At 64.2% G+C, this 26,874-nt stretch carries 21 protein-coding genes; 5 read left to right on the top strand and 16 right to left on the bottom strand.

Annotation, left to right across the window (positions count from 1 at the left end; translation table 11 throughout):
- Positions 1–32 precede the first annotated feature (32 nt).
- The 3 genes from LB515_RS12155 to LB515_RS12145 form a co-directional block, all read right to left on the bottom strand.
- Positions 33–2,444 (bottom strand): circularly permuted type 2 ATP-grasp protein, encoded by a 2,412-nt coding sequence (locus LB515_RS12155; protein ID WP_224707857.1) that lies wholly within the window; start codon positions 2,442–2,444, stop codon positions 33–35.
- A 6-nt stretch (positions 2,445–2,450) separates the two neighbouring features.
- A complete protein-coding gene (locus LB515_RS12150) occupies positions 2,451–5,801 on the bottom strand; it encodes a DUF2126 domain-containing protein (RefSeq protein ID WP_224707856.1) in 3,351 nt (1,116 codons plus the stop codon).
- A 106-nt stretch (positions 5,802–5,907) separates the two neighbouring features.
- Positions 5,908–7,104, bottom strand: a complete 1,197-nt coding sequence (locus LB515_RS12145; RefSeq protein WP_224707855.1) for an acyl-CoA dehydrogenase — start codon at positions 7,102–7,104, stop codon at positions 5,908–5,910.
- Positions 7,105–7,210: 106 nt separating this feature from the next.
- Between LB515_RS12145 and LB515_RS12140 the strand changes: the two genes are divergently transcribed.
- On the top strand, positions 7,211–8,122 hold the full coding sequence (locus LB515_RS12140; protein WP_224707854.1) for a LysR family transcriptional regulator: 912 nt from the start codon (positions 7,211–7,213) through the stop codon (positions 8,120–8,122).
- Here the strand turns inward: LB515_RS12140 and LB515_RS12135 are convergent, their stop codons facing one another.
- From LB515_RS12135 to LB515_RS12100, 8 genes are all read right to left on the bottom strand, one after another.
- Positions 8,123–10,444 (bottom strand): Tex family protein, encoded by a 2,322-nt coding sequence (locus tag LB515_RS12135; RefSeq protein ID WP_224707853.1) that lies wholly within the window; start codon positions 10,442–10,444, stop codon positions 8,123–8,125.
- A 122-nt stretch (positions 10,445–10,566) separates the two neighbouring features.
- The gene (locus LB515_RS12130) at positions 10,567–11,745 is read right to left on the bottom strand and encodes a serine hydrolase domain-containing protein (RefSeq protein ID WP_224707852.1); all 1,179 of its coding nucleotides are present in this window, start codon (positions 11,743–11,745) and stop codon (positions 10,567–10,569) included.
- 29 nt (positions 11,746–11,774) lie between these two features.
- Entirely contained in the window at positions 11,775–12,971 is a 1,197-nt protein-coding gene (locus LB515_RS12125) for a serine hydrolase domain-containing protein (protein WP_224707851.1), read from the bottom strand.
- Between the two features lie 121 nt (positions 12,972–13,092).
- Positions 13,093–14,121 (bottom strand): extracellular solute-binding protein, encoded by a 1,029-nt coding sequence (locus LB515_RS12120; RefSeq protein WP_224524381.1) that lies wholly within the window; start codon positions 14,119–14,121, stop codon positions 13,093–13,095.
- Between the two features lie 45 nt (positions 14,122–14,166).
- A complete protein-coding gene (locus tag LB515_RS12115; protein ID WP_224603474.1) occupies positions 14,167–14,979 on the bottom strand; it encodes an ABC transporter permease in 813 nt (270 codons plus the stop codon).
- Positions 14,972–15,919, bottom strand: coding sequence for an ABC transporter permease (locus LB515_RS12110; protein ID WP_224707850.1), 948 nt, complete (start codon positions 15,917–15,919; stop codon positions 14,972–14,974). The genes LB515_RS12115 and LB515_RS12110 overlap by 8 nt, the downstream gene beginning before the upstream one ends.
- Positions 15,919–17,022: an ABC transporter ATP-binding protein gene (locus LB515_RS12105; protein WP_224707849.1), complete on the bottom strand. Its 1,104-nt coding sequence runs from the start codon at positions 17,020–17,022 to the stop codon at positions 15,919–15,921. The genes LB515_RS12110 and LB515_RS12105 overlap by 1 nt, the downstream gene beginning before the upstream one ends.
- Positions 17,023–17,161: 139 nt before the next feature.
- On the bottom strand, positions 17,162–18,829 hold the full coding sequence (locus LB515_RS12100; RefSeq protein ID WP_224707848.1) for an amidohydrolase: 1,668 nt from the start codon (positions 18,827–18,829) through the stop codon (positions 17,162–17,164).
- A 250-nt stretch (positions 18,830–19,079) separates the two neighbouring features.
- Between LB515_RS12100 and LB515_RS12095 the strand changes: the two genes are divergently transcribed.
- The 4 genes from LB515_RS12095 (at position 19,080) to LB515_RS12080 (ending at position 22,720) form a co-directional block, all read left to right on the top strand.
- Complete coding sequence (locus LB515_RS12095; protein ID WP_140689327.1) at positions 19,080–19,733, top strand: TetR/AcrR family transcriptional regulator; 654 nt, start codon at positions 19,080–19,082, stop codon at positions 19,731–19,733.
- Positions 19,734–19,775: 42 nt separating this feature from the next.
- The gene (locus LB515_RS12090; protein ID WP_224707847.1) at positions 19,776–20,807 is read left to right on the top strand and encodes a histone deacetylase family protein; all 1,032 of its coding nucleotides are present in this window, start codon (positions 19,776–19,778) and stop codon (positions 20,805–20,807) included.
- A gap of 435 nt (positions 20,808–21,242) precedes the next feature.
- Positions 21,243–21,953 carry a helix-turn-helix transcriptional regulator gene (locus tag LB515_RS12085; protein ID WP_140842032.1) on the top strand — a complete coding sequence of 237 codons (711 nt, stop codon included), beginning with the start codon at positions 21,243–21,245 and terminating at the stop codon, positions 21,951–21,953.
- The gene (locus LB515_RS12080) at positions 21,950–22,720 is read left to right on the top strand and encodes a helix-turn-helix transcriptional regulator (protein WP_140541759.1); all 771 of its coding nucleotides are present in this window, start codon (positions 21,950–21,952) and stop codon (positions 22,718–22,720) included. Before LB515_RS12085 ends, LB515_RS12080 begins: the two co-directional genes overlap by 4 nt.
- A gap of 161 nt (positions 22,721–22,881) precedes the next feature.
- Here the strand turns inward: LB515_RS12080 and LB515_RS12075 are convergent, their stop codons facing one another.
- Genes LB515_RS12075 through LB515_RS12055 form a run of 5 tightly spaced genes read right to left on the bottom strand, consistent with a single transcriptional unit; the run spans position 22,882 to position 26,856 of the window.
- Positions 22,882–23,319, bottom strand: coding sequence for a hypothetical protein (locus LB515_RS12075; protein WP_095766394.1), 438 nt, complete (start codon positions 23,317–23,319; stop codon positions 22,882–22,884).
- A 17-nt stretch (positions 23,320–23,336) separates the two neighbouring features.
- A complete protein-coding gene (gene flhB, locus LB515_RS12070; RefSeq protein WP_095766393.1) occupies positions 23,337–24,419 on the bottom strand; it encodes a flagellar biosynthesis protein FlhB in 1,083 nt (360 codons plus the stop codon).
- Between the two features lie 24 nt (positions 24,420–24,443).
- Positions 24,444–25,466 carry a flagellar motor switch protein FliG gene (locus LB515_RS12065; protein ID WP_224707846.1) on the bottom strand — a complete coding sequence of 341 codons (1,023 nt, stop codon included), beginning with the start codon at positions 25,464–25,466 and terminating at the stop codon, positions 24,444–24,446.
- Between the two features lie 43 nt (positions 25,467–25,509).
- Positions 25,510–25,890 carry a flagellar motor switch protein FliN gene (gene fliN / locus LB515_RS12060; RefSeq protein ID WP_140541755.1) on the bottom strand — a complete coding sequence of 127 codons (381 nt, stop codon included), beginning with the start codon at positions 25,888–25,890 and terminating at the stop codon, positions 25,510–25,512.
- 30 nt (positions 25,891–25,920) lie between these two features.
- Positions 25,921–26,856 (bottom strand): FliM/FliN family flagellar motor switch protein, encoded by a 936-nt coding sequence (locus LB515_RS12055; RefSeq protein WP_224707845.1) that lies wholly within the window; start codon positions 26,854–26,856, stop codon positions 25,921–25,923.
- Positions 26,857–26,874 lie beyond the last annotated feature (18 nt).

Below are 26,874 nucleotides of genomic sequence, written 5' to 3'. Positions count from 1 at the left end.
CATTGAAGGCGATCCTTTTCGCTGGAAATGCTCTAACCGAAATAGGCCTTGGAGAGGCTGTTGTAGAGATCGCCGATCTCGCCGGCGAGGTCGTCGAGCGCCTTGGCGCTCATGTCCGATGGCTCCATGACGGCTATTGCCGTGTTGAGCCGCAGGATCTCCTTGGCGGCGGGTGACATGTGCCCCTCGCCGCCGATCGAAGGCAGCATGCCGATCTCGGCCTTCAGCCGCTCCAGCTGGAACAAGATCGAGCGAGGATTGAGCGGGTCGAGCGCGAGCAGGTCGATAACCGTGTGCCGCCCGGCCTGCACCGGATATTGCCGGCGATGGGTCATGACGCTGTCGCCGATCTCCAGCATCATGTCCAGCGCCCCTTCCGGCGCCTCATTCCTTGTCAGCTGGCTGAGCGTGCGCGCGATCTGGATGCCGCGTTCCAGCCTGCGGCCGATCTCCAGGAAGCGCCAGCCGGTGAAGCGGTACATGTTCTCGTGCAGCAGGCCGGAAAAGCCGGCAAGCTTGCGCAGCATCACCGTCATCGCCCGCGTCGCGTCGTCTCCGGGCGCGACCGTCTCCGCGAATTTGTGGATGGTCTTGGACAGATCCTTCAGCGCCAGCCAGCCATCGGGAGAGAAGCGGTCGCGAATCTGGCCGGCGCTGTAGACCGCGCTGTCCAAAGTGCCGATTAACCCCGGTGGTATCGCCGTTTCGACGTCGATGCCGAACGGTTCCAGATAGTCCCTGATATCGGCGAGCAGCGGCATATCCGGATCGGACGTCTCGGCAAGCCGCACGTGATAGGCGCGCAGCACGCGCACCGTGTCTTCGGAGCGCTCGATATAGCGTCCGAGCCAGGTCAGGTTCTCGGCCGCGCGGCTGGGCAGGCTGCCCGGCATGGTGCGGGTGAAGCCGTCATGCTCCTGCGGCAACAATGTCTCGCGCTCGACCGGCCTGTCGCTGACCACCCAGACATCCGCCGCCTGGCCGCCGCGCTGCATGGCAATCGCAGTCGGGTCGAGCGAAAATCCGACACGGGCGAAGCCGCCGGGCATCACCGTCCAGCCTTCCGGCGTGCGCGCCAGATAGACGCGCAGGCTGGCAGGCCGCGGCTCCAGCAAGCCGTCGACGAACACCGGCGTGGTCGACAGCGTCACGGCTTCCTGGCCGACGAAGCCGGCGCCGTCCGCCTCGATGCGCGCGATGAGCTCGGCCCGCTCGCCGGCCGAAAGGGACGATCCGAGCCGGGTCGCGCCATCGTCCTCGAAGGCAAGCCGGGTCGAGAGCGCCGGGCCGACCACCATGCGGTCGATATTGGCCAGCACATGCGCGCGCTCCGCCTCTTGCCCGCACCACCAGGTGGCGATGCTCGGCAGCTTGAGATTGTCACCTTGCAGTTCTCGCGCGATCCTGGGCAGGAACGACAGCAATGCCCGCGTCTCCATCAGGCCCGAACCCAGCGCATTGACGGCCGATACGGAGCCGCGCCGGATTGCCTCGACCAATCCCGGTGTGCCGATCTGCGAGTCCGGCCTGAGCTCCAGCGGATCGGCGAAAGCGGCATCGAGCCTCCGCCACAGGACGCCGATCGGCATCAGGCCGGAAACGGTTCGCACCATCAGCCTGCCGCCGGAAACGGTCAGGTCCTCGCCCTCGAGCAGCATGATGCCCAGATAGCGGGCGATATAGGCGTGCTCGTAATAGGTTTCGTTGAGCGGTCCCGGCGTCAGGATGGCGACGCGGCCGCCCGACTCCCTTGCCATAGCGTTCAGCGCGTCGCGGAAGCGGCGGAAAAAGCCGGCAAGCCGATGCACATGCATCTCGCCATAGATATCCGACAGCGCACGCGTTGTGGCGACGCGGTTCTCCAGCGCGAAGCCTGCGCCCGACGGCGCCTGGGTGCGATCGCCCAGCACCCACCAGCGGCCGTCCGGGCCACGGCCGAGCTCGAAGGCGACCATATGCAGAAAATGCCCGTTGGCCGGCCGGACGCCGGCTATCGGGCGCAGATATTCCGGGCTGGCTGCAATCAGGCCGGCCGGCAGAATGCCTTTCTCGACCAACCGGTTCGGCCCGTAAATGTCGGACAGGATCGCCTCGAACAGGTCGGCGCGCTGGACGAGGCCGGCGCTGATCTCGGCCCATTCCTTCTCGTCGATCAGCAGCGGGACATGCGCGAGCGGCCACTCCCGCTCATTGGCGCCAGCCTGCTCATAGACACGGTAATAGACGCCGGCATCGCGCAGATACTGGTCGGCGCGGGCAAACCGCTGCCCGAGCCGATCCGCCCCGAGATCGTCGAGCGCGTCGATGAAGGAGCGCCAGGCCGGGCGCGGGCTGCCGGCCGCGTCGACCATCTCGTCGACGACGCCTTCGATCGGTCGGTAGCGTTCCAGCAGGCTCGGCGCCCGCGGCCTGCCGCCCGCCCGTCTCTGATTCCCCTTGGCCATTGTCGATCAGAATCTCGCCGGCTGCCTGAGGTCAAGGGTCATGGGGAACTCTTCAGCAGCTTCTTCGTCACGCAGCACATAGCCGCCCGGCGTGTGGCCGCGCGGTTCGAACCGGGCAAGCCGTCGCGCCTCGGCCTCGTTGCCGTTGACTGGGAAGGTGTCGTAGTTGCGGCCGCCCGGATGCGCGACATGGTAGACGCAGCCGCCGACCGAGCGGCCCGACCAGCGGTCATAGATGTCGAAGACCAGCGGCGTGTTGACCGGCAGCGCCGGATGCAGGCCCGACGCCGGCTGCCAGGCCTTGAAGCGAACGCCGGCCACGGCGACCTCGCGATTGTCGGTGACCTTCATCGGCACGAGGCGGCCGTTGCAGACGATGGCGTGACGCTCCGGATTGAGGCCTTCGGTTCGCACCTGCAGCCGCTCGACCGAGGAATCGACGAAGCGGACCGTGCCGCCGATAGCGCCCTGCTCGCCCATCACATGCCACGGCTCCAGCGCCTGCCTCAACTCCAGCTTGACGCCGGCATGTTGGACCTCGCCGCAGAACGGGAAACGGAATTCGAGCTGGGCCGCGAACCATTCGGGGCGGAAATCGAAGCCGTTCAGCTTCAGATCCTCCAGCACGTCGAGGAAATCCGCCCAGACGTAGTGCGGCAGCATGAAACGGTCGTGCAGCGAGGTGCCCCAGCGCACGAAGCGTCCGTCGAGCGGGTTCCTCCAGGCGCGGGCGACGATCGCGCGGACCAGCAATTGCTGCGCGAGGCTCATGCGCGCATTGGGCGGCATCTCGAAGCCGCGGAACTCGACCAGCCCGAGCCGGCCGGTCGGGCCATCCGGCGAGAACAGTTTGTCGATGCAGATTTCCGAACGGTGCGTATTGCCGGTCACGTCGGTCAAGAGATTGCGGAACAGCCGGTCGACCAGCCACGGCAAGGGCGCCTCGCCCGTCTCGGGATGCGGCACCTGCGCCAGCGCGATCTCGAGCTCATAGAGCGAATCGTGCCGCGCCTCGTCGATGCGCGGCGCCTGGCTGGTCGGGCCGATGAACAGGCCCGAAAACAGGTAGGACAGGGACGGATGCCGCTGCCATTGCAGCACCAGGCTCTTCAGAAGGTCTGGCCGGCGCAGGAACGGGCTGTCATTGGGCGTCGCGCCGCCGACCACGACATGATTGCCGCCGCCGGTGCCGGTGTGGCGGCCGTCGATCATGAACTTGTCGGTACCGAGCCGCGACTGCCGCGCTTCCTCGTAAATGGCTGTGGTTGTCGTGACACATTCCTGCCAGTTGGCGGCCGGGTGGATGTTGACCTCGATCACGCCTGGATCCGGCGCGACGCGGATGACGTTGAGGCGCGGGTCGTGCGGCGGAGCATAGCCCTCGATATGCACCGGCAACCCGATGGCCTTGGCAGCATTTTCCGCCGCCGCCACCAGTTCGAGATAATCCTCCAGCGCCTCGACCGGCGGCATGAACACACAGAGCCTGCCGTCGCGCGGCTCGACGGTGAGTGCGGTCCGCACCGCGCCGCCGATCTCGGTCAGTCGCTGCTCGACCCGGTCCTGCTGGGCCGTGGCGGCAGTGAAGGAGGCCTCAGCCTGCTGACGCGCCATTTCGTCCGCGCCGCCGGCCGGAGCTTCCGGCAGGATTTCGGCGCGCGCCGGCAGCGGGCCACGCGGCACTGAGGGGTCGACGGGCATGATGTAAGGGAATTGCGCCGGCGGAACATAGGGCAACGTACCGAGCGGCAAGCGGTAGCCGACTGGAGAGTCGCCCGGCACCAGAAACAGGCGCCCGCGCCTGGTCTTCCATTTTTCCGAGCGCCAGCGCTGTCCAGCGGCCTGGCTGTTCCAGCGCTGCACCGGCAGCACATAGCCTGACGGCTTAGTCAGGCCGCGCTCGAAGACGCGCGCCATGCGACTGCGCTCTTCCGGGTCCTCCAGCTTCGAATTGGACGGATCGACATTGTCCGGCAGCTTGCCTTCCTTGAGCAGCCACTCGCCCGGATCCTCATAGGCCTCGCCGACCATCGCCTTGTCGATGCCAAGCTCGCCGGCGATCGCCGTGAGCAGGCTTTCGGCCTGTTCGGGTCCGATGGCGGCGCTGCTCGTCTCGCGCGCGATCAGCGACGGATCGCGCCAGATCGGCTCGCCATCGGTGCGCCAGTAGAGCGAGAAGGTCCAGCGTGGCAGGCTCTCGCCCGGATACCACTTGCCCTGGCCGTAATGCAGGAAGCCGCCCGGCGCAAAGCGCTCGCGCAGCCGGCGGATGAGCTGGTCCGCCTTGTCGCGTTTGGTCGGACCGACGGCCGCCGTGTTCCATTCCGCGGATTCGAAATCGTCGATCGACACGAACGTCGGCTCGCCGCCCATGGTGAGCCGCACGTCGCCGTCTTTCAGCACCGCGTCGACCTTTTCGCCCAGTCGATCGAGCGCCTCCCAGCTTTCGTCCGAAAATGGCTTGGTGATGCGCGGATGCTCGGCGATGCGGTCGACCCGCATGTCGAAGTGGAAATCGACATTGGCGAAGCTCGCCATGCCAGAGATCGGCGCGGCATTGCGGAAATGCGGCGTCGCGGCAAGCGGCACATGGCTTTCGCCGGTGAGCAGGCCGGAGGTCGGGTCGAAGCCGATCCAGCCGGCGCCCGGAATATAGACCTCGCACCAGGCATGCAGGTCGGTGAAGTCGACAGCGGTCCCCGGCGGTCCGTCGAGCGAGACGAGATCCGGCTTCAACTGGATCAAATAGCCGGAGACGAAGCGCGCGGCGACGCCCAGATTGCGCAGGATCTGCACCAGAAGCCAGCTCGAATCCCGGCACGAGCCCTTGCCGGCGGCTAATGTCTCCTCGGGCGAATAAACGCCCGTCTCCATGCGCACGATATAGGCGATCTCGCGCTGCAACCTTGCATTGAGGCCGACCAGGAAATTGACGGTATTTGTCGGGCTGCGGTCGATCGTCCGAAGGAATGCCGTCAACAGCGGCCCGGCCGGCTCCGGCGCGCGGTAGATGGCGAGGTCTTCCCTGATCTCCTCCGGATAGTCGAAAGGGAAAATCTCGGCGCTTTCCTCAATGAAGAAGTCGAATGGGTTATAGACCGTCATGTCGGCGACGAGGTCGACCTCGATCTTCAATTCCGTCACCGGCTCCGGGAAGACGAAGCGGGCGAGGAAGTTGCCGTAGGGATCCTGCTGCAGGTTGACGAAGTGGTTTGCCGGCTCGACCTTCAGCGAATGGCTGAGCACCTTGGTGCGCGAGTGCGGCGCCGGCTGCAGCCTGATCACCTGGGGACCGAGCACCACCGGCCGGTCATATTTGTAATGGGTCAGGTGATGAACGGCTGCCTGAATTGCCATGGTGCCCCGGAGTTCGGCGTTTCAATTCGCCGAACCCTGACATAGATGCTGGCCATTCTCCAAGCAGAGATGTTGCGTTGCACCTAATTTAAGCAGCCTTACCGGCTTAGAAAAACGCCTGGATCCCCGTCTGCGCCCTTCCGAGGATCAGCGCATGCACATCATGCGTCCCTTCGTAGGTGTTGACCGTCTCCAGGTTCTGCGCGTGGCGCATCACGTGATAGCCGATCTGGATGCCGTTGCCGCCATGCATGTCGCGGGCCTGGCGGGCGATGTCGAGCGCCTTGCCGCAATTGTTGCGCTTGACGATCGAGATCATTTCCGGCGCCATCTTGCCTTCGTCCATCAGCCGGCCGACGCGCAGCGAGCCCTGCAGTCCGAGCGCGATCTCGGTCTGCATGTCGGCGAGCTTCTTCTGGAACAATTGCGTGCCGGCGAGCGGCTTGCCAAACTGTTTTCTGTCGAGGCCGTATTGCCGCGCCCGGTGCCAGCAATCCTCGGCCGCGCCCATCGCTCCCCAGGAGATGCCGTAGCGCGCCCGGTTGAGGCAGCCGAACGGACCGCCGAGGCCCTTGGCGTTGGGCAGCAACGCGTCTTCGCCGACCTCGACGCCTTCCAGCACCACCTCGCCGGTGATTGACGCCCGCAACGACAACTTGCCGCCGATCTTCGGCGCCGACAGTCCCTTCATGCCCTTTTCCAGTACGAAGCCGCGGATCTCATCCTTGCCGCTGTCGCCCTTCAGCTTCGCCCACACGACGAAGACGTCGGCGATCGGCGCGTTCGAGATCCACATCTTGGAGCCGGAGAGCCTGTAGCCGTTCGCGGTCTTCTCGGCGCGCGTCTTCATGCCGCCCGGATCGGAGCCGGCGTCCGGCTCGGTGAGCCCGAAACAGCCGATCCATTCGCCCGACGCCAGCTTCGGCAGGTATTTCTTGCGTTGCACTTCCGAGCCATAGGCATGGATCGGATACATGACCAGCGAGGATTGCACGCTCATCATCGAGCGGTAGCCTGAGTCGATGCGCTCGACTTCGCGCGCCACCAGGCCGTAAGTCACATAGTTGGCGCCCAGCCCGCCATATTCTTCCGGAATGGTGATGCCGAGCAGGCCCGCTTCGCCCATCTCGCGGAAGATCGACGGGTCGGTCTTCTCGTCGGCATAGGCTTCCTCGATTCGCGGCGCCAGCTTGTCGGCGGCGAAGGCGGCAGCGCCGTCGCGCACCATGCGCTCGTCCTCGGAAAGCTGGTCCTCGATCAGGAAAGGATCGTTCCACACGAAGGCGTTCTTCTCGGCGGCCATGGCCTCGATCTCCCGACATATTGTTGAGATGGCCGGCTTATCGGACTCCGCGTGCAAAAAATCAAACGAAATTGCATCACGGATCAATGAGCGTTAGTAATGAATCATGAATGTCCAGCGCCGCCTTCTACCCAACACCGCCGCCCTCGCCGCCTTCGAAGCGGTTGCGCGTCTCGGCTCCTTCACCGCCGCCGCGCGTGAGCTCGACCTGACACAAGGGGCTGTCAGCCGGCAGATCAGCCTCCTAGAAGAGCAATTCGGTCGCCGGCTGTTCGAACGCGACAGCCGCAACGTCCGGCTGTCGCCGCCCGGCGAGATCTATGCCGAAGCGGTGCGCTCGGCGCTTGGCCAATTGCGCGACGCAGCACTTGGATTGATGAGCAATCGGCATAGCGGCGTTCTCAACCTGGCCATCCTGCCGACCTTCGGCACACGCTGGCTGATGCCGCTGATCCCGGATTTCGTCGCCCGCCATCCCGACATCACCATCAACTTCGCCACCCGCATCGGACGCTTCGACTTCGCCCGCGAACGGCTCGACGCCGCGATCCATCACGGCATGCCCGACTGGCCGGAGGCCGACTGCACGCTCTTGACGCGCGAGACCGTCATGCCGGTGGTTTCGCCCGAATTCCTCGCCACCCGCGCCATCGTGACGCCGGCCGATATCAGCCGTCTGCCGCTGCTGCACATGGCGACCCGCCCCGGCGCCTGGAGCGAATGGTTCGAGCATCAGGGGCTCGAGCCCCCGACCGGGCCCGGCATGCAGTTCGAGCAGTTCGGCACGGTCGCGCAGGCTTGCATGGCCGGCCTCGGCGTGGCGCTGCTGCCGGAAATCCTGATTGCCGGCGAATTGCAGCGCGGCCAGCTGGTGCCGGCGCCGGGCACGCCGATGCAAAGCCACAGCGCCTATTACCTCGTCGTGCCGCACGACAAGCGCGGCCACCCGCCGGTCGCCAGCTTTCGCGACTGGCTGCTGGGCCAGATCGGCAAGGAGCCAGCTGTCCTGGCGTGGTAGCTATTTGCGCTTCATCGCCTCGGCGAGCGCCGCACCGAGCGCGCCCTGCGACGGCCGCTCCGGCTGGCGCTGCGGCGCTGGCGAGCGCGGCGCCGGCTTGCTGCCGCCGTGATCGCGCTGGCCGCCACGGGGCGCCCCGCCCTCGCCGCCATCCTTGCGCATTGAAAGCCCGATGCGCTTGCGCTTAATGTCGACATCGACGACCCGCACCTTCACGACATCGCCGGCCTTCACCACTTCATGCGCGTCCTTGATGAAGCGGTCGGCCAGTTGCGAGACATGCACCAGCCCATCCTGGTGCACGCCAATATCGACGAAAGCGCCGAAGGCGGCGACATTGGTAACGGTGCCTTCGAGCAGCATGCCCGGCTTCAAATCCTTGATGTCGTCGACACCCTCGGCAAAGGTCGCCGTCTTGAAGCCGGGGCGCGGGTCGCGTCCGGGCTTTTCCAGTTCGGCGATGATGTCGCGCACCGTCGGCAGGCCGAACCGCTCGTCGACGAAGACGCGCGGGTCAAGGGCCTTCAGCGCGGCGCTGTCGCCCATCAGCGCGCGCACGTCGCGGCCGCAAGCGGCGACGATTTTCTTCGCCACGCCATAGGCTTCCGGATGCACCGATGACGCGTCGAGCGGCTCTGTCCCGTTCGGTATGCGCAGAAAACCGGCGCTTTGCTCGAACGCGCGCGGCCCGAGCCGCGCCACCTTGAGCAGGTCCTTGCGGGTGGCAAACGGCCCGGCCGCGTCGCGATGCGCAACGATCGCCTCGGCGAGCGACGGCCCAAGACCCGACACGCGCGCCAAAAGCGGCGCCGAGGCCGTGTTGAGGTCGACACCGACAGCGTTCACCGCATCCTCGACCACCGCCTCCAGCGAACGGCCGAGCCGGTATTGGTCGACATCATGCTGGTACTGCCCGACGCCGATCGATTTCGGCTCGATCTTGACCAGCTCGGCCAACGGATCCTGCAGGCGCCTCGCGATCGACACCGCGCCGCGCAGCGAGACATCGAGGCCCGGGAATTCCGCCGCTGCCGTCGCCGAGGCCGAATAGACTGAGGCACCAGCCTCGCTGACGATCACCTTGAGAGGCTTCGGCCCGGCACCTGCCGGCAGGTCCGAAAGCATGTCGGCAACCAGCTTCTCGGTCTCGCGGCTGCCGGTACCGTTGCCGATCGAGATCAGCTCGACCTTGTGCTGGCGGATGAGGGCGGCGAGCTCGGCCTGCGTGCCGCGCACATCGTTCCTTGGCGGGAACGGATAGACGGTGGTGGTCGCCACCAGCTTGCCGGTGCCGTCGACCACCGCAACCTTGACGCCGGTGCGGATGCCCGGGTCGAGCCCCATGGTCGGTCGCGAGCCGGCCGGCGCCGCAAGCAAAAGATCTTTCAGGTTGCGGGCAAAGACATGGATCGCTTCTTCCTCGGCCCGCTCGCGCAGGTCGCGCATCAGATCGAGCGTCAGATGTAGCGACAGTTTTATCCGCCAGGTCCAACCGGCTACCTCCATCAGCCATTTATCGCCGGGCAGCGTCGCGCCGATCGCATAGGCGTTGGCGATCATGCGCTCGACCGGCTTCACCAGCGATTGATCGTCCGCATCGACCTCGATGTCGAGCGACAGCACCTCTTCATTGCGGCCGCGCAGCATGGCCAAGGCACGGTGGCTGGGCACGCCAGACCAGCGCTCGACATGGTCGAAATAGTCGGCGAATTTTGCGCCGGCCTCCTGCTTGCCGTCGACGACTTTTGCGCGCAGGAAGGCGCGTTCCTTCATATAGGCGCGCAGCTTGCCGACCAGATCCGCATTTTCGGCGAACTGCTCCGACAAGATGTCGCGTGCGCCTTCGAGCGCCGCCTTGGCGTCGGCCACCTCTTCCGTGACATAGGCGAGCGCAAGCTCGGCCGGAATTTTCGAGCGATCAGCGAGGATCGCCTCTGCGAGCGGCCCGAGCCCGCGCTCCCTGGCGATTTCGGCCTTGGTGCGCCGCTTCGGCTTATAGGGCAGATAGATGTCCTCGAGCTCCGCCTTTGTGCCGGCCGCGGCGATCTTGGCTTCCAGCTCCTCGGTCAGCTTGCCCTGCTCTCGGATCGAGCTGACGATCGTCTCGCGCCGTGCGTCGAGCTCGCGCAGATAGCCGAGCCGCTCGGAAAGGTCGCGCAATTGCGTGTCGTCAAGCCCGCCGGTGACTTCCTTGCGGTAACGCGCCACGAAGGGGACTGTCGCGCCTTCGTCGAGCAGCCCGATTGCCGCCGCGGCCTGCTCCGGCCGCGCGCCGATCTCGGCCGCGATGATCGCTGCGATGCGTTTGATGTCCGATGCCATGCTGGTCCCTGCGGAAAAGAGCGGCGACCATAGGCCGGGAGAACCGCTACGCCAACCGCAACGGTTTCATCACGCGCCGAAGGTCCACAGAAAACAGCTGTTGGAACCAGCCTCTGGTCGGCTCAAACCATGCCGCTCAACGCTTCGAAGAACGCCACGATGTCCCCATCCAGCTTATCGTCCACCGGTTCCGGTTGGGACGACATCTTGGCGATGACCACTTCCGTCTTCGGATTGACGTAAAGCCACTGACCGTGAATGCCGATGCCGCAAAAGGCGCCGCTGTCGTGGCCGGTCTGGTACCATTTGTTGCGATAGCGTCCCTTCGGGAACAGGAACGCCATCGTGCCGCGTTGCCAGGCTTCATGACTGCCGCCGGTGGCCACCGTGTCGCGCACCCAGGCTTCGGGCACGATGCGGCGGCCATTGGCCGTGCCTCCCTGCCGCATCATCTCGCCGATACGGGCAAGGTCGCGCGGCGTCATCGACATGCCGCCGGCGGTGCGCGCCGTGCCTTCCATGTCGACGGTCACCGACATTTCGCTCGCGGCTCCCAGCGGCAGCCAAAGCTTCTCGCTGAGCAATTGGCTGACGCGCATGCCAGAAGCCCGTTCGATCAGGATGCCGAGCACGTCTGAATTGGGCGAACGGTAGCGATAGGTCTGGCCATGCGGCTCGGCAAGCCGCTGGATGGTCATCAGGAACGCGGCGAGGCTCTCGGACCCGCCGCCGGGATTCCACAGCGTCGAGCGGCGGTAGCGGGCGAAGGCGCTTTCCGGATCGAGATAGGCTTCCTCGAAATCGAGGCTCACCGTCATGTCGAGCACGTTGCGCACGCTCGCGTCGCCATAGGCTGAGCCCTTGGCTTCAGGGATGTAGTGCGTTACCGGCGCGTCGGGATCGAACAACCCCTCGCCTTCCTGTATGCCTGCGAGGATCGCCATCACCGACTTGCTGATCGAAAAGATGATGTGGCGCGCTCCGAACGGCATATGCGGCGCCGACCAGTCGCCGACAGGCTTGCCGGCCTTCAGGATCGTCAGCCCGTCCGTATCGGAACGCTTCAGAAAGCTCTCGACGGTCTCGCTGCCACCGGCGAGCGATATCTTTTCCTCAAGCAATGCGCCGAGCGATTTCGCTTGGCTCTCGCCGGCGGGCGCCGCCGCGATATGCGCGCTCGGCACCAGCTCGCCGACATTCTGGAACGACCATCGGTTGAACGGCGAAAGCCGCCAGTTGTCGAGCCGCACATCCTTGCGGGCAAAGCCGTATCTGGCCTCGAACGCGGTCTTGCCGCTCATGATGCTCTCCCGGATCTTGTTTTGCGGTTTCAGGCCAGCGCGGCGGCGATGGCATGCACCGCCTTCTGCGTCGCCACCGAATAGGCGGAGTTGACGAAATCCGGATAGCTCGAAAGCTTCACAACGACCATCCTGTGTTTCCAGCTCATGTGGATCAATTGGCCGAACACGCCGCGGCACATCAGCGAGCGTGAGTGCGGATCCTCGATCCAGAACTGGTTGCGGTAGCTGCCGTCGGGAAGGCTCGGGCTGAAATTCGGCCCGTGCTTGCCGCTGCGTGTCGCCTCGATCCAGTCGGCCGGGATCACGCCGCCGCCATTGTCGAGGATCAATTGTCCGAAGCGGCCATAGTCGCGCAGCGTCGCATTGAAGCCGCCATCGGCCAGCGCATAGCCGGCGCTATCGACGGTGAAGCAGGCGCTCTCGTCGGCGCCGAGCTTCTGCCAGAGCTCTTCCGAGACCAGCTGCGCCAGACGCTTGCCGCTCACCCGCTCCATGATGAAGGCGAGCACGTCGGTCTCGATCGAGCGGTATTCGAACGCCTCGCCATGCGGGCGCGCTCTGTCCTTCAGCCGCAGGATCAACTCGAACAGGTGGGACGGCCACGCGAAGTCCGGATCGCTGCCCGGCGGGATCGGCTTCCAGCCGGTCGCGACATCGACCTGGCCGATATCGGAATAGCGGTCGGTGTATTCCTCGGAAAAGCGCACGCCCGTCGTCATGTCGAGCACGTGCTGCACAGTGGCGCCGGCCCAGCCGGTCTCGCCGAGCTCCGGCAGATAGTCGGTGACCAGCCTGCCCGGATCGATCAGGCCGCGGCCAACCAGGATGCCGCACACCGATCCGGTGACCGACTTCGCCATCGACTGCGACAGATGAAGCGTGCGCTCGTCCATGCCGTTGAAATAGCGCTCATAGACGATCCTGCCGTCCTTCAGCACCAGGAAGCCGTCGGCATAGGTTTCGTCGAGCAAGCCGGCAAGCGTCGTCGGCGCTCCGTTGCTGTCGGCCACCGGCAGATCGTCGAGGTCCACCTCCGCGCGCTCGAGGCGATGGCGATGGCCGCTGCCGCGCCACACCTCAATGGTCGGCAGGAATTCGCGGATGTGCTGGAAGGCCCAGCGGTTCCAGGGCGGCCGATCCCAGTCGAGCTTCGGCGGCACCAGCTTCGGCGGCGAGCCCTGCATGATCGGCGGCCGCGGATCGGAGTTGCGATAGGACGACAAGATCTTCCTCCCCGGTTCACGTCGCCCAAGTGCGTGAGCGGCTTTCGTAGAACGACGTGCACAGAACCAGTCACAAGAAAGGGAGGCCGGAGCCTCCCCTCCTTCCATGCGTCGCGCTGTTTTATTTGCGCAGGTTGGTCCAGATCTTGTTGTAGATCTCCACCACGTCCGGCGGGCATGGCGGTACGAATTCCGGCGTCGGCGAGCCGGCCGGAGGGCTGATTTCCGGCGAGTTGGCAAACTCCGGCGGCAGGAATTTATGGCTGCCGGCGATGCCGTTGTCGTAACCGGCAAACTCGGAGATCAGCGCCGCGTTCTCAGGCGCCATGACGAAGTCCTGGAACAGCTTCGCGTTTTCGAGGTTCTTGGCGCCCTTCAGCACCGCGACATTGTCCATCCAACCTTCGATGCCTTCCTTCGGATAGGCATATTTGATCGCCGGAATCTTCTGCCTCGAACGGTAGCTGGCGCCGTTCCACTGCTCTGAGACGATGACGTCGCCGGAGGTGATCTTGGTGATGGTGTCGTAACTGAAGGTTTTCCACGACGGCTTGGCGGCCGTTAGGATGTCGTTGATTTTCTTCAAATTGGCCTTGTCGGCGCCGCACCGCGGCACGCCGGCATAGCGCTCGGCCGCATGCATGACGGTGTTGACGTCGTCCAGCATGTTGATCTGGCCCTTCAGTTCATCGGGGGGATTGAACAGGATGGCCAGCGTGTTGATGTCGCCCTTGAACTTGTCCGTATTGACGGAGAACGCGGTCGTGCCGAATTGCCACGGCACGGTATAATGGCGGCCGTCGTCCCAATAAATGTTGAGGAAGCGCGGATCGATGTTCTTGCCGTTCGGCATCGCGTTGGGCTCGGTTTTTTCGAGCAGGCCTTCTTCGATCATGATCTTCACAGTGTAGTCGGACGGCACGACGATGTCGTAGCCGGAATTGCCGGCGCGCACCTTGGACAGCATGGTTTCGTTGGAATCGTAGTCGTCCAGCGTCACCTTGACGTTGTACTGCTTCTCGAATTTTTCGATCAGCTTGGGGTTGGTGTAGTCGCCCCAATTGTAGATGTGCAGTTCGCCGTCGGCGAGCGCCGGCACTGCCCATAGCAGAACGGCCGCGGACACGGCCGCCATCATCTTTCCAGACATTTTATGTTCTCCTTGCCTTCCCATTGTTGTGTTGGAGCTCGCGGATCATTTTGCTCGCCGCCGCGCGATCAGGAACGAGACCGAAACGAACAGGATCGACACCAGGAGCAAGATGGTCGAGATGGCGTTGATCTCCGGCGTCATCGGCCGCCGGATCTGGTTCCAGATGTAGAGGGGCAGCGTCGTCTGGCCGGGGCCGGCGACGAGTTGCGTGATGGTGAAATCGTCGAAGGAGACGATGAAGGCCAGCGCCGCGCCCGACATGATGCCGGGAACCAAAAGCGGCAGCGTGATGCGCTTGAAGGCGTTCCACGGCGTCGCATAGAGATCTGCCGCCGCGTATTCCAGCGTCAGGTCCATGTCCTCGAGCCGCGCCCTGATCGGCATATAGGCGAAGGGGATACAGAACACGGTGTGGGCGAGGATCAAATTGCCGATGCCGAAATTCAGCCCGAGCGTGCCGGCGATCAGCGCGAAGAACGAGAGCGTCGCCACCGCCGTGATGATCTCCGGCACCATCAGCGGCAGGTTGATGACCATGAAAGCCGCGGCGAGCCCGCGCCATGGCTTCACACGCGTCATGCCGATCGCGGCAAGTGTCGCGCAGATGGTCGAGACGATCGTCGCTGTCACCGAGATGATCAGCGTGTTTTTCGCAGCACTGTGGAACTCCTCGTTGAGGAATGCGCTGCCATACCATTTGAGCGTGACGCCTTCCCAATGCGTGACCAGCGAGCCGCTGTTCAACGAGAAGATCATCAGGATCAGCACCGGCACATACAGAACCAGCAGGCAGATGATGGCGATCGAGCGGAAGCCCGGCTGGTCCTTGATGTCCATGACGCGGGGCTCAGCCATGCTGCACCTTCCCCGACGTGTTGCGGACATAGAAGTACAGCGCCACCAGCACCGCCGCCATCAGAATCAGCGCCTGCGCGCAGCCGAGCGGCCAGTTGCGGCCCGAACCGAATTGCTGCGCGATGAGATCGCCGATCATCAGGTGCACGCCGCCGCCCAGGATCAGCGGCGTCACATAAGCGCCGAGCGCCGGGATAAAGACGAGCAGGCAGCCGGCGATGATGCCGGGCTTGGACAGGGGGATGATCACCCGCCACAGCACCTGCCGGCGCGTCGCGTAAAGATCGTAGGCTGCCTCGACCAGGCGGAAGTCGAGTTTCTCCAGGCTCGAATAGAGCGGCAGCACCATGAACGGCAGGAAGGCGTAGAGCAGGCCGAGCTGGATGGCGAAGTTGGTGTAGAGCATCGTGATCGGCCTATCGATCACGCCGAGCGCCAGAAGCGCATTGTTGACAAGGCCCTCGTCGCGGATGATGAACATGATCGCCAGCGTGCGGACCAGGAGGTTCGACCAGAACGGGATGGTAATCAGAAGCACCCACCAGTTGCGCTGCGCCGGCGGCCGCGTCGCCATGAAATAGGCGGTCGGAAAGCCGAGCAGCAGGCAGATGATCGTCGTCACCACCGCGAACAGGAAGGAGCGCAGATAGATGATCAGGAAGTCCGGCGTGAACTGCAGCGTGTCGTCGAAAATGTCGCGCTGGAACAGGAAGTTCAGATAGGCGTCGGTCGAGAACTGCCACTGCACGCCGCCATAAGGCGCAGCGACGAGGAACGAGTAAACGCAGATGATGAGAAGCGGCAGCACGCCGAAAATGCCGATGATGATCAGCGCCGGAAGTGACAAGAGCCGGTTGCGCCGCGCGCTGGTTTTCACCGCCTGGGCTTCAAACAGCGCGGCCTTGGAGAGCGGGGCTGAGGAGAGAGCAGCTGTCGTCATCAGTCTTTCAGGACGCGGGCGGCGTCCTCCTCGAACTGGATGCCGACCTTGGCGCCGGTCTCGTACGTCACCGCGGTCGAACGGCTGTTCTGGTGGCGCACGATGAAATTCTCGCCGTCGCCGTCGAGTTTTACGTGGAAATGGGTGTCGGTGCCGAAATAGACGATGTTGGAGAGCGTGCCGGTAATCGTGCCCTTGGTCGGATCGGGAACCAGATCGGCATGCTCGGGACGCACCACCAGCGTCACCTCGCCGGTCGGATTGAAGCCTTCTGGATAGCCGGCACTGATCGTGGCGCTGCTGGCGAATTTGACCGTCGCCACGCCGCCCTGCTTCGACACCACCGTGCCAGGCAGGAAATTCGTTTCGCCGATGAAGTCGGCGACGAAGCGTTCGGCAGGCCGGTCATAGATGTCGCGCGGCGTGCCGACCTGCAAGATCTTGCCGGCCGACATCACCGCGATGCGGTCGGACATGGTCAGCGCTTCCTCCTGGTCATGGGTGACGAAGATGAAGGTGATGCCGGTCTCGTTCTGCAGCCGCTTCAGCTCGATCTGCATTTCCTTGCGCAGCTTGTAGTCCAGCGCCGAGAGCGGCTCGTCGAGCAAGAGCACTTTCGGCTGCGGCGCCAGCGCCCGGGCCAGCGCCACGCGCTGCTGCTGGCCGCCTGAAATCTGGCTGGTGCGGCGGGCCTTCAGCGCCTCCATCTTGACCAGCTTCAGCATCTGAGCGACGCGCGCCTCGATCTCGGCTTTCGGCTTGCCGAGCATCTCCAGTCCGAAGCCGATATTCTGCGCCACCGTCATATGCGGGAAGAGCGCATAACTTTGGAAGACGGTGTTGACCGGGCGTTTGTAGGGCGGCAGCGGCGCGATGTCCTGGCCGTGCAGCAGAATTTCGCCGGCGGTTGGGAAATCGAAGCCGGCAATCAATCTCAGCAGTGTCGTCTTTCCGCATCCGGAGGGGCCGAGCAGTGTGAAAAACTCGTTCTCGCGGATCGACACCGATACCGTGTCGAGGGCGGCTACCTGGTTTTCGCCGGTTCCGAAAACCTTGCGAACACCGCGAACTTCGATCGCGTTCTTACCCGGTTGTTCCGGCACGATTACCCCATTGAGAGCGCCTGCTCTTGTCGGCAGGTGTGTTCCTGTTTGATTGTCACCACAAGCCGGCGGGCTTGGCAACTGCGGAGCAGTGACTCGATCCGAGCCCCTATTCAATTAAGCAAATCCTATGCCATCGTTAGGCTTGGTATGTGACCCTCCCTCCGCAGATGGTGGTCACCGGACGCACGGTGTGCAACGCTTCCGGCGCGGTCGCCTCGATATCGGCCGAGAGGACGACGATATCGGCGAGGTAGCCCTTCTTCAGGCGACCCTTGCGATGTTCGTTGAACTCCGCATAAGCGCCCTCCACCGTGTAGCCCTCTATTGCCTCCCGCAACGAGAAGCTCTGGTCCGGCATGCCTTCTGCCCAAGGTTTGCGCATTACTGCCGCCTGGATGGACAGGATCGGATCGACCGGCGAAACCGGCCAGTCGGACGCGAAGACGACGCGCGCGCCGGCGTTTTTCAGGGTGCGCCAGGCATAGCTCAACGGCCACTTGTCGCGACCGATGCGCGAGATCGTCGGCTCCATTGGGAAGTTCAGCGCGCCTGGCGGATGCGCCGGCTGCATCGAGGCCAGCACACCGAGTTCGGCGAAGCGCGGCACGTCGGGAGCCGTGATCACCTCGATATGCTCGATGCGATGCCGGCTGTCGCGTCGACCGTTCTTCTTCAGCGCCGCCTGGTAGCCGTCGAGCACCGCCCGTACGGCGCCGTCGCCGATCGAGTGCACGGCAATCTGCAGGCCGCGCCTGTCGGCCTCGACCGCCACCTCGGCGAAATGCTCGGGCGAAAACAGCGGCTCGCCGCGCCATCCGGGCCGGTCGGCATAGTCGTCGACCATCACCGCCGTCCAGGAATCCAGCACGCCGTCATAGAAGAGCTTGACCATGCCGGACGACAGCCACTCGGAATTGTAAGTCGCGGCCATCCGCGAGGCTTTTTCCAGCATGTCCAGCTTCATGAAATTCTTGAAGTGGAAGGGGATTTTGGTGCGGCACAGCAGCCGTCCCTCTTTTTCCAGCCCGGCCAGCAGCTCGAGCTGGTAGAGATTGCCGTCCATGTTCTGGATCGAGGTGATGCCATGCTTGGCGCACCATTCAAGGCCGCGATGCATCAGATCGCGATCGGCCGCCAATTCCTTCTCCGAAGGATATGGATCCGGCTCGGCACCCTCGAGGCCAAGCCGCGCCCGGCTCGCCCCGTAATGGTCGAGGACCGGTCCGAATGCCTCGCTTTCGCGCAGCTCGCCGGCGGCAAGCCCGTCGGCGCCCATGACGATCTCATTGCCCTGTCCGACCTGCCTACCCTGGAGCAAGCCGGCCTCTTCCAGCGCCTTGGTGTTCGCCCACATCGTGTGGTGGTCCGAAGCCGACATGGCGAAGGGGCGGTCGGGAATGATGCGGTCGAGATCGTGGCGCGTCACCGGCTCCGGCAGGATGGCGTAGTCGACCCCGGCGCCGATCAGCAGCCTGGCGTCCGGGCGTTTGGCCGCGAAGTCCTGGATCGCGTCGCGCAGCGCCTCGAAGCCGTGCACACCCGCCAGATGCAGATTGTCGAGCTCGGCCGCGCCGCCGAACAGATGCATATGCGCCTCGATGAAGCCCGGCAGAACGGAGCCGCCCTGTGCATCGACGACCTTTGTCGTCGGACCTTTGAGCTCCTCGATGGAAGCGCGGCTGCCAATGGCGATGATGGCGCCGTCTTTGACGGCAACGGCCTCGGCAGCGGGATTGTCATTGTCCATGGTCAGCACGCGGCCGTTGACGACCACAAGATCCGCACCACCATCCGCAACCGACATCGCGACTCCACATTTTGCTGAGGGACCGGCAACGCCAGATCCAACGAGCCGCCGCTCCACATGGACAGCGCCGTGGGACAAATCGATGCCGATGCGCCGTCTTCGAAATTCCCCTTGTTATCGTGGAAGACAGCGTGGATAAAGAATGCGACTGATTATTCGCGTTTGTCAACATGCCGGATTTAGAATGTACTGTGGACTGCACCGCGCGCCGATGGCGAGGCCGAGCGGGGAACGGGGGCAACAAGCAGTGAAGCGCAGTCTCGACCGCAAGACCAGGATAGCGCTCGAACCGCGCAAGCAGCCGCGGCAGCAACGGTCAAGCAAGGTGGTCGACAGGATTCTCGATGCGGCCCTGATCCTGACGCGAGAGCAAGGAACCAGAACGCCGACGACGCTCGCCATCGCGCAGCGCGCGGGCCTGTCGGTCGGTTCCGTCTATCAGTACTTTCCCAACAAGGAAGCCATTCTTCTGGACCTGGCCCGGCGCTGGCTGTCGTCTTTTCCCGAGGTGATCCGGAAACGCATCAACGTCCCTCGGCCGACCAACCGTGACGAGTTTCGGCGCGAGGTGCGCAAGCTCTTCGCCGACACATCGAGGCTCTATCTCGAAAACGCCACGCTGATGCCGGTGATCGAGGCAATATCCGGCAACGCCGACCTGAGGCCTATCCAGGACGAATACGACAAAGAGATCGTCGCCCTTTACGCCGCGTGGCTGCGGCATGTGAATCCGGCGCTTGAGGACAAGATCGCCAGTCGGCTCGGCGTGCTGATGATGGAAGTCGGCCATGTCTGCCGGCTTGTCGGGCTGAAGAGAGACCGCAGGACCTACGACCTCATCGAGGACGATGTGGAAACCATGTGGCTCGCCCTGGTCAGCCCCCATCTCAATCTCGAGTGATTTCGTACTTCCAATCGATTTCGCACTTCCAAGGGAGTTTCCATGAAAACTGTCTATTCGCCACTTCATGCCGGCCATTCAGGCCAGATGGAACTGGTTACGTCGGCGATCGTGCCGGGTTTCGAGAAGCCGTCGCGGGCGCAATTCATCAAGGCGCGGGTTGAGAGCGAGAAGCTCGGGCCGATCATCGGACCGGCCGAGCATGACCTCGCCGCCGCAAAGCGTGTGCATGAGGCTCACTACATCGACTTCCTGCCGACGGTGTGGCCGCAATGGGTCGCCGCCGGCTTCACGGGATCGGCGATGGGATTCACCTGGCCGACGCGCGGCCTGCGCGGCGATGTGCCGCCGAAGCGCGTCGATGCCTTGCTCGGCTATTATTCCTTCGACGCCGGCGCCACCTTCGTCGAAGGCACCTGGGCGGCGATCAAGTCGTCCTATGATGTGGCGCTGACCGCCGCCGCTTTGGTCAAGGACGGCGAGCGCAGCGCCTTCGCGCTTTGCCGCCCGCCCGGTCATCATGCCGGCGCTGCCTTTATGGGCGGCTACTGTTTCATCAACAACGCCGCCGTCGTCGCGCAGTGGTTCCGCGACCACGGCGCCAAGCGCGTTTCAATCCTCGATGTCGATTACCATCACGGCAACGGCACGCAGGAAATCTTCTATCGCCGCGGCGACGTCCAGGTGCTCAACCTTCATGGTGATCCGATGGTCGAGTATCCGTTCTTCCTTGGCCATGCCGACGAGCGCGGCGAAGGCGAAGGCGAAGGCTTCAACATCAATTACCCGATGCCTTTCGGCACCGATTGGGACGGCTGGAGCGCGTCGCTGGAGAACGCCTGCGCCAAGCTCACGGCCTACGCCCCCGATGTCGTCATCGTCTCGCTCGGCGTCGACACTTTCGAGAAGGACCCGATCAGCCAGTTCAAGCTGAAGAGCGTCGACTATCCCAAGATCGGTCGCCGTATCGCCAAGCTCGGCCTGCCGACGTTGTTCGTCATGGAAGGCGGCTACGCCGTGGAAGAGATCGGCATCAACGCTGTCGGCGTGCTGACCGGCTTCGAGGATCGCTAAGCTATCTCCTGTTCAAGGCCATACGCTCCCGGATGCAACCGGGGGCGTATTTTTTTACGACTTCGCCTCGAAATCATCGGCTCAATTCAGCTTTGAACTACCGCCAAATAACGCGAAGACCGGCTGCTGAGTCGCAATGCGAGTCCATCGGAATCGATTTTGTCAAATCGCGTTTGATGTCAGATTCATCTGCGGGTAGATTAGACCCGAATCAGCCGGTCCATGGGGGCGCGGCGACCACCCAAAGTCTCGAGTCCGGCGCCAGGCCGGCACCAGACGCGGACGGTTTCGCGTTCCCTAGAAGGATTCGGCGCGGTTGGGCGCCGTTCGCGCCCGTGAGTGTGTCTTCGTAAACGTGACGCGTTTCGGGTCCGGCCGTTGGCTTCGCCAGCACCGGGCACAAGGATCGATTCCGGCAAGAATCCAAGAATTAAAATGAGCAGTCCCGCCGCGCTTCTCCAACCCGACGCTTCAGGCTCGCGCCTGACGTCGCGCGGCGATCTCACCAGCTTCTTCATGCAGCTCGCCGCCGATATCGGCGCCGACAGCTACATGCTGGTCGCCATCGTGCACGACCAGGACCGTAACGATGCGCGCATCGTCTCCTCCAACTGGATCTTCGACGCCATCGAGCTGATCGGCAAAAGGCTGATCGCCAATTTGGCGCTAGGCCCCTTGACCGTGGCGCCGGGCGTACGCCCGAAGCCGTTGGTGGCGGCGCACGCGCCCGACGCCGGTGCGTTGCTGAACGGCGAGGAAGCCCGCCTGCTCGACGTGCTCGGTCACGCCGAAATCTATTCGCTGCGGCTCAATGTCGGCCGGCAGCGCCTGTTCGTGCTGTTCTCGGCTGCCGAGGCAGGCAGGATCGACCTGGCCGCCCTGATGAAGGCGCAGATCAAATGCTGTTATGCGCTTTCCAGCATTCCGCAGCTGATCGCGGCGGCATCCATGCAGGACCCGCTGTCGGACCGCGAGCGCGAATGTCTGTTCTGGGTTTCGGAAGGCAAGACCACCGATGAGGTGGCCGTCATCCTCGGTGTCTCGTCGAACACCGTCAACAGCTACATCACGCACGCTATCCAGAAGTTCGCGGCCAGCAACCGCGCGATGGCGATCGCGACCGCGATCAGGAGCGGCATCATTTGAAGCACGCACAGGTCAAAGAGGCGGCCGCCGCCCTTTTCAACGATCAGCGCAATCCGTTCGGCGCCTTCTCGCTCGGCTCGGAGACCCATCAAGCGGTCACCATTCCGGATGCCGTGCGTCGCTGCCGCTGGATCGCCGTCGATATCAATGCCTCGGCCTTCGGTCTCTATTTCGTCAGCCCCTCGCCCGAGCGCGCGCGTCTCGTGGCGTGTTTCGATTCCGACTATCCCGGCACCGCTGTCGCGACCAAATTCATCTCCGGCGCCAATGGCGAGGACATGGTGCGCCACAGCCGGCTCTCGACGGCGCCGCGCTGGTGGGCCGACGACGGCAGCGCCGGATCGCGGCAGGTCTTCCACTCGCTCGCCTGGGCCGAGCCGACCACGCCGCTGGCGCCCGGCACCAACGGCATCGCCTTTCCGGTGCATGCCGATCGCGGCCAATGCGGGCTGGTCGTCTTTCTCGGCTCGGAGATTGCGCTGTCCGACGAAACGCTGTGCGAGATCCACGCCCGCTCCTTCGCGCTTTTCGCGGCGGTTGCCCGCATCCGCCCCGGCGACACCGGCAGGGCGCGTTCGATCTCCAAGCGCGAGCTGGAATGCCTGAAGCTGACCGCCAACGGCAACACCAGCGAGGAGATCGCCAAGCTCCTCAAGCTCTCGGTGCATACCGCCAACCAGTACCTCACCCAGTCGACGCAGAAGCTCAACGCGGTCAACCGCAACCAGGCGGTCGCCAAGGCGTTGCGGCTCGGCTTGATCGAGTGACGTCACGCCTGCGGCGCTGAACGTGCCGCGGCTAAAGCATGTCTCCCGAAAGTGGGAACCGGTTTCGGGGCAAAGACATGCGCAAAATCAAAAGCCTAAAGCGCAGAGAGCGAATCCAAAAGATTGCGACGCGCTTTAGGTTGGCTCGCCTGCTATCAATCTCAGGGGAATGCCAGCGGCTCGGTCCTGCGGATGCGAGCCTCTTCGATCGCGTCCTCGAGCAAGGCCGTGTTGTGCTCGGGCGTCTCGCCAGGCTTCTCGAACGACACGTAGTTGACCGTCACGGCTGCCTCGTGCTCGATCAGCGTAAGCTGGAAATAGACCGTCACGCCGCGCGGCCGAAGCTCGAGGTCGAGCACGATGCGCGGGCTGCCGCTCCAGTCGACATGCGCCTCGCCGCCATGGCCGAGCCGCAGCATGCCCGGCCGGAAGTAGAGCTCGGCCGCCGAATCCACCAGGTCCGAGAGGCAGGCGAAATGCTCAAGCCGGATGAAGGCGATATAGTCGGCAACGTCGATGAGCCTCAATTCGCCCACCACGGGCTCGATGGCGCTGGCGACGATCAGCTCGCGGGAATTGGCGTGTGGTTGCCGGTCCATGGGTTAGCGGCGTCCGTTCATTGGGTTGCTTTTCGCGCTGCCTTCTTCGAGTAGACGATCCGCACCAACTCGGCGACCGCCTGGTAGAATTGCGACGGGATCACGCTATCAACCGAAACTTGCTTGTACATGGAGCGCGCTAGCGCCACGTCCTCGAAGATCGGGATGTTGTTCTCCCTGGCGATCTCACGGATCTTGAGCGCCACCAGGTCCTGTCCCTTGGCCAGCACGATTGGCGCGGAATCCTCCTCGCGCACATATTTCAGCGCGATCGAATAGTGCGTCGGATTGGCGATCACCAGCGTGGCGCGCGGCACGGCCGTCATCATGCGTTTGCGCGCCCGGTCGCGCGCCAGCGAGCGCAGCCGCGACTTGACGATCGGATCGCCTTCCGACTGCTTCAGCTCGTCCTTGACTTCCTGCTTGGTCATGCGCAGGTCGCGCCGCCAGTGGAAACGCGACCAGACGATGTCGACCACCGCGATCAGCCCCATGACGAAGACGATCGCCACCAATATGTCGACGAAGATGCCGCGTATGACCAGGCCGAACGAGGCCGGATTGGTGATCATGCCGGCGAGGAGCTTGCGATGATCTTCCGAGAGCGTGAAGGTCAACACCGCGATAGCGAAGCCGAGTTTGGCCAGCGATCTCAGGAATTCGACCCAGCCCTGCACGCCGAACATCCGGCTCCAGCCCTTGGCGATCGAGATGCGCGACAGCTGCGGCCTGATCCGCTCGCCGACGATTTGCGGCATGTTCTGGAACACCGAGGCGCCGATGCCGGCAACCGTCAGCAGCACCAGCAGGCTGACGACGGCGCCGCCGATCTCGACCAAGACCTGCTTGTAGAGCGAGATGACGTCGGTCTCGGTGTCCATCGGCCAGGCTTCCGGCTTTTCCAGGAACGTCGACAGGAACATGCCGAGATCGACGATCGCGTCCTTGGCGTAGAAGACGGCGAAAACCAGTATGGCGAGGAAGGAGGCAAAGATCGCGGTCTCACGCGAATGGGGCAGCTTGCCCTGTTCGATCGTGTCGCGGATCTTCTTTTCTGTGGCTTCCTCTGTTTTGGAATCCTTGTCGACCGCTTCAGCCATGGCGTCCTGACCGGGCTATGATCGTCAGGCGGCTTCGGCGGTGGCGGTCTGCGTCGAGGGCAGCTCGAAAGCCCCTTCGCGCGACAGCCGGATGGCGGCGACCGATATGCTCTTGCGCGCCGCCATGATGTCGGCAAGGGCAATGCCTTCCGATCCTTGTCCGAGCTCGGATTCGATCATGCGGCGGGAGCGTGCGCCGATCGCCGAGAGCACCGATTCGGCGAGTTCCGGCGGCGCGCCGCGCAGCGCCAGCGTGACGAGCTCCGTCGACAATCCGTCGAACAGCAGAACCCGGGCTTTCTGCGGCAGCAGCGGCAGATCGTCGAAGGCGAACAGCCGCGACCTGACGCCGGCGAGATCTGGCGTGCCGGCTTCCTCCAGGTCCTGCATAAGGTCGTCCAGTTCCGGCTTCGCCATTTCATTGAGCATGCTGGCGACGCGCTCCTGGCCGGCAGTGGTGTCCCGGCTGGCCTTCTGCGACAGCACGCTCACGCGCAGCTGGTTCTCGACGATCCGCGATGCCGCGTCCGGGATGTTGGCCATTGTCACCATGCGCTTGATGATCTGGCTGCGCATCGGTTTTTCCATGGTGAGCAGCACGTTGGCGGCTGTCTGCGGCGCAAGCTTCGACAGCACCATGGCCGATGTCTGCGGATGCTCGCCCGCAAGGAAGGAGCCGAGACGCGACGGCTCGAGCTTCTCGAGGTCCGGCCATATCGGCGCAGGTCCTTCCGGGACAGGCTCGAACTTCTTGTCGCCCATGATGGCGCTCATTTCCTCGGGCGAAAGCGATTCGTTGAGGATCGTGTCCATCCGGTCGGCTGAATCGAGCAGGCCGGCGCCCTCGGTGAACTCGGCTTCGAACTCGGCGACGATGCGTTCCAGATCGGCCTGCGGAATGGTGCGTAGGAGACGCGCGCCCTCGATCAGCGCCTTCAGCTCATCCTGCTTGAAGAATTTGAGCAGGCGGCTGGCGGCGGGCTTGCCCATGGCCACCAATATGGCCGCCGCCTTTTGCGGACGTGTGAGCGCCAATGCCGTCGTCATACGTGTTGTCCTCGCTGCCGATTGGTCCGCCCGCCGGCCATTCTCAGGCGCTCTTCGTCGCGGCGATGATTTCGGTGAGCCGGATACCGAAACGCGTCGGATCGCTTTCCAGCACCGTGATCTCGCCGCGCGCTATTCTGCGGCCATTGACCACGACGTCGACCGGCTCGCCGATGCGGCGGTTGAGCGCGACGGTGGAACCCTTTTGCAGCGCCATCAGCTCCGACACGGGCATCTCCGTGCTGCCGAGGATGATCTGCACGTCGACCGGAATGGTCATGATGATCGAGGAATTGGCACCCGAATACAGCGCCCCATCCGGGCGCTTTTCCTCTTCCCGCAGCACGCCGCGCAGTTCCTCGATGGCGCGGTCGAGCTGTTCGTCGGGCTGATCGGGTTCGGCTTCCACCTTGGTTTTTGCCATCTGTCGTCTCCATGAATCCCGTGCCTGGCGTCAGCCCGGCAACAGTCCGTCGATGAAATCCTGCCCGGCATCATGCGGATGGCTGATGCGGACGGTGTAGTTCTGCCCCAGCTTGCCGAACTCGCAGACAAACAGTGTCTTGTCGCGGGCGCTGAGCCTGGCGTTGAGCTGGGCGTTCTCCTCCAATTCGATCACCTGGCCGGGCTCGAACGCGGCGAGGTCGCCGAGCGTCAGCCGGGCAAGCGGCATCGTCGCTTCGAGCCGGACGGTCGAGCGCATCACCTCTTCGGAGAAGCGGGCCCGCCAGTCGAATTCACTGGCTTCGCCTTCTTCGGTTCTGGCGGTGGCTCCGCGCGTAGACAGAAGGACGCGCTGCGGAATCATCACCGTGATGGTGCCGGTATCGGTCGGCGTGGAGACACCGAACACGATGCGGACCGCGGCGCCGTCGCGCAGCACGCGCCGCCTCGCTTCGCCGCCAGACGTCGCCTTTGGCACCGGCAGGCGCAGCTCGAGCGAGCGCTTGCCGGATCCGTTGAGCGCCGCCGCGACCTCCTGGAACACCATGGTCGCGACATCGGCCTCGATCTGCGACAGGTCGCGCTCGATCGGCGCCACCGGCTGGTCAGGATCGCCGCCGAACAGCGCGCTCACCATGACGGCCACCGCATGCGCATCCATCACCAGCGTCATAGCGTCGGCCGAGGCCGGCGAAGACACGATGGTCAGCGCGAAGGCATCGCCGGCGCGCGAACGCGCCTCTGGAACGCGGCCGACCTCTACCACTTGCAGATCGACGGTCACCGCCGCGCCGAGTTCTGCGACAAGCGCCTTCTGCAGCAACGGCAGCGCCCGCTCGGCCATGCCGCGGCCGACGCCGATCACCTGCGCCGCCTCGCCGCTGTCGCCGACGAGCCGCTCGATGATCAAGGCCCGCGTTTCTGACGGACTGGCCGGACTGGTCATGACGGCAGGCGGCCCTGT

The sequence above is a fragment of the Mesorhizobium sp. CA15 genome (assembly GCF_020165215.1).
GTDB lineage: Bacteria > Pseudomonadota > Alphaproteobacteria > Rhizobiales > Rhizobiaceae > Mesorhizobium.
Note: the sequence above shows the minus strand (reverse complement) of the source record. Positions and strands in the feature narration are given on the sequence as shown.